Annotated in this window: 3 protein-coding genes; all 3 read left to right on the top strand. The window is 39.4% G+C overall.

Features of this window, described 5'->3' with window-relative positions:
- Positions 1–339: GGDEF domain-containing protein (locus E5A76_RS05885; protein WP_161118380.1), on the top strand; the 339-nt coding region annotated here is incomplete at its 5' end.
- Between the two features lie 197 nt (positions 340–536).
- Positions 537–1,817 carry a DEAD/DEAH box helicase gene (locus E5A76_RS05880; RefSeq protein ID WP_161118379.1) on the top strand — a complete coding sequence of 427 codons (1,281 nt, stop codon included), beginning with the start codon at positions 537–539 and terminating at the stop codon, positions 1,815–1,817.
- 186 nt (positions 1,818–2,003) lie between these two features.
- Positions 2,004–3,323: a GGDEF domain-containing protein gene (locus E5A76_RS05875; protein WP_053989674.1), complete on the top strand. Its 1,320-nt coding sequence runs from the start codon at positions 2,004–2,006 to the stop codon at positions 3,321–3,323.
- Positions 3,324–3,430: the final 107 nt, after the last annotated feature.

Genomic DNA, 3,430 nt, shown 5'->3' with positions numbered 1-3,430 from the left:
GGTCATGATATTGGCGATAAAGCAATCAAAGCGTTTACTCATTGTCTAAATGAAAATATCAGGAAAACTGATCTTGCTTTTCGTTGGGGTGGGGAAGAGTTCCTATTGATATTAAGAGAAAATATCAATGAAGAGTTAGATGTCTATCTGATTTTAGAGCGCATAAGACGCTGTGTAGAAGCAATGGATCTTACTGATATACCGAAGTTTACGGTATCAATTGGCTATTGTTATCACGAGTCGAAAACTGAAATACAAGAGTTGGTAAAAAAAGCTGATTTAGCCCTATATGAATCGAAAAAGACAGGACGTAACAAAGTGACACGATATAAAGAATAATTACAGGGGTTATGGTGCTATTTAAAATAAAATTATCAGCACCGTAACGTTTTTTTGTTACATACTGTAATTAAATGATTATTTAGTATTTATAGTTTAAATATTCTTTTCTAAGGAGCATGACGGTAGATGTTTTGTGTTAGAATCTGCGGCAAAATTTGCCGTTGTGCATTTATTATCGCTCCTAGGAAATTATTATGTCGTTCGAATCCTTAAACCTGCATTCCGATTTGTTAAAAGCACTGACTGAGTTAGGTTATTCATCACCAACTGATGTGCAAAAACAAGCAATTCCAATGGCATTAAAAGGTGAGGATGTTATGGCTGGTGCGCAGACTGGCACTGGTAAGACGGCTGCATTTTCACTTCCTTTATTACAACGCCTGCTAACCTTGCCCTCACAAGCTGAACAATCAGCACAAAATGTTGCTGATAAGCCGTCGGGTCATCCTATTCGTGCTTTAATTCTTACACCAACGAGAGAGTTGGCTCAGCAAGTTTATGACAGCATGACAGCTTACGCTAAGTACACTGATTTAAAAGTCGCAGTTGCTTACGGTGGCACAAGTATGAATGTGCAAGTTAAAGCGCTTAATGCTGGAGCCGATATTCTTGTCGCAACACCGGGGCGTTTACTTGATCACGTATTTAATCGCTCTGTTTCATTGTCTGAGGTTGAAACATTTGTACTAGATGAAGCGGATCGCATGTTAGATATGGGTTTCATTGTTGATATTCAGCGTATTATGAAGCGTATGCCTGATGAGCGTCAGACGCTATTTTTCTCAGCAACGTTTTCAAAGCAAGTTAAGAAATTGGCTTTTGATATCTTATCTGAACCGAAAATGGTTGAGGTGACTCCAGCTAACACTGCCGCTGAAACCGTTGCACAAATGGTGTATCCAGTAGATAAACACCGTAAGGCTGAATTACTCGCATATTTGATTGGTTCTCGTAACTGGCAGCAAGTACTTGTATTTACTAAAACCAAGCAAGGTTCAGACAAACTGGCTAAAGATCTGGGTCTGGATGGCATTAAAGCCGTATCAATCAACGGTGATAAGAGTCAAGGTGCGCGTCAACGTGCATTAGATGAATTTAAATCAGGAAAAGTCCGTGTGCTTGTTGCTACCGACGTTGCTGCGCGCGGTTTAGATATCGAGCAACTAGAATATGTCGTGAATTTTGACATGCCTTATAAAGCAGAAGATTACGTTCATCGTATTGGTCGTACAGGACGAGCTGGAATGACAGGGCATGCCATTACCTTAATGAGCCTAGATGAAGAGTGGGCACTAAAAGCGATTGAAGAGTTACTCGACACACGTATTCCACAGCAATGGTTAGAAGGTTATGAGCCAGATCCGACTCTAATTGAGACCCAATCTGTCCACCGTGGAGCTGCGGCAGAAAAGCGTAGAGCTAAAGCAAAAAGCAAAATCCATCAGAATCGTGGAAAGCATGTTCGCCGTCGTTAATATGCCTTTGGACGATATTAATGATCTAGTGCTAACTTATTGTTCTTATAGTGTTAATTGTCGAGATTAATAGTATAAGATAACGTGTAATTTGAGGATTATATTATTGTCAATATGATTTGGCTTTGGTAACTTCTCTACTAACTTACATGCATATTATTTTGCTTTCACATTGTCTGAGGTTTTATGGCAGGTTTAACGAAGCCCGTTCGTTACACTGTACTGTTTCTTGTTGTTTTTACCTGTATTGCTTATACATGGTTTCTTTTTGGCGGAGCGAAACGTGAGTACGTTGTTACTCCTATAAATAGTACATACAGAATTATTGATGATACTGCGCAAAATGGTGCGACAGAATCAAAAATGGATGTGAATAAAAACGGCGCATTACTGGAATGCAATATTGTCAATAAAGCAAAGTGGCCGTTTTGTGAAATCGCAATTTCATTGACAGATACAGTTGATAAAGGGGTAGATCTCAGTGCTTATGAAAGTGTCGGGATTGACATTGATTACGATAGTCCAGTAGAAGGTGAACGTGTTCGTATTTACTTGAGAAACTTCGATCCAGCTTATGCAAACTTAACGGATCCTATTTCTTTAAAATTTAATGCGATTGAATATGCGCCGGGAGAGGATGAAGGACTACAAATTTTTCCATTACGCTCTTTTCAAGTACTTTCTTGGTGGATAGCTGATTACGAAGTACCCGTCGATAAATCTAATCGTCAGTTCGATAATGTTTCTGTGATCGAAATTGCGACAGGCAGCTATGTTAAAGAAGCGTATTACGCGATTAAACTGAACAAGTTAGTGTTTTATGGTGAATGGATCAGCGAAGAAACGCTCGTTAAATTGTTGTTGTTAGTATGGATGCTCACTGCAATTGCGGTAATTATCATTGATCGAGTTTACTTACATAAACAAATCAAACTGACAGAAGAGCGTACCAACCGTTTACGAGAAGTTAATCGAGCGTTGTATCAAAAGAGTTTAGTGTTTGAAGAGCTTGCGTTTACCGATCCGTTAACACGCACACGAAATCGCCATGAAATTAACGATTGGTTATCAGAGGTAACAGCACACTCAATTGATAACAGTATTCCGTTTTCTATGATCTTTATTGATATAGACCATTTTAAACAAGTCAATGATCTTCATGGTCACCATTTTGGTGATAACGTGCTACGAACATTTGCTAGTCTAATTAATAAACGCGTACGTAAATCGGATGTTTTTGCTCGTTGGGGTGGTGAAGAGTTCGTTATCTTTTGTCCAGCTACGCCATTAGGTGCTGCTGCTGAGTTTGCAGAATCTATTCGAGATTGTATTGAGCACGCACAGTGGGGCAACGATATGCAAATTACTTGTAGTATGGGTGTCGCAGAGCTTGAGGATGAAGAATATAATCACTTCATTGAGCGTGCCGATAAGGCATTACTGAAAGCCAAAGAGCGTGGGCGTAACCGAGTTGAAATAGCTTGGAATGAAAGCCAACTGAGTTAAGCTCTTGTGACTGAAAACAAAAAAGCCGTGTCGTGAAGTGACCCCCAATAGTTGGACACCAATTATTGGGGGTCTTTTATGTCCAAATATAGTCGAGAGTTAAAATG

It is taken from the genome of Photobacterium lucens (assembly GCF_009873615.1).
Classification (GTDB): Bacteria; Pseudomonadota; Gammaproteobacteria; order Enterobacterales; family Vibrionaceae; genus Photobacterium; species Photobacterium lucens.
The sequence above is the reverse complement of the archived record's forward strand: the minus strand, read 5'-3'. Positions and strand labels throughout refer to the sequence as shown.

Bases quoted from the DNA above. Each gene is read 5' to 3' on its own strand.
- E5A76_RS05875 (WP_053989674.1), top strand. From the start codon at position 2,004: ATGGCAGGTTTAACGAAGCCCGTTCGTTACACTGTACTGTTTCTTGTT.
- E5A76_RS05880 (WP_161118379.1), top strand. From the start codon at position 537: ATGTCGTTCGAATCCTTAAACCTGCATTCCGATTTGTTAAAAGCACTG.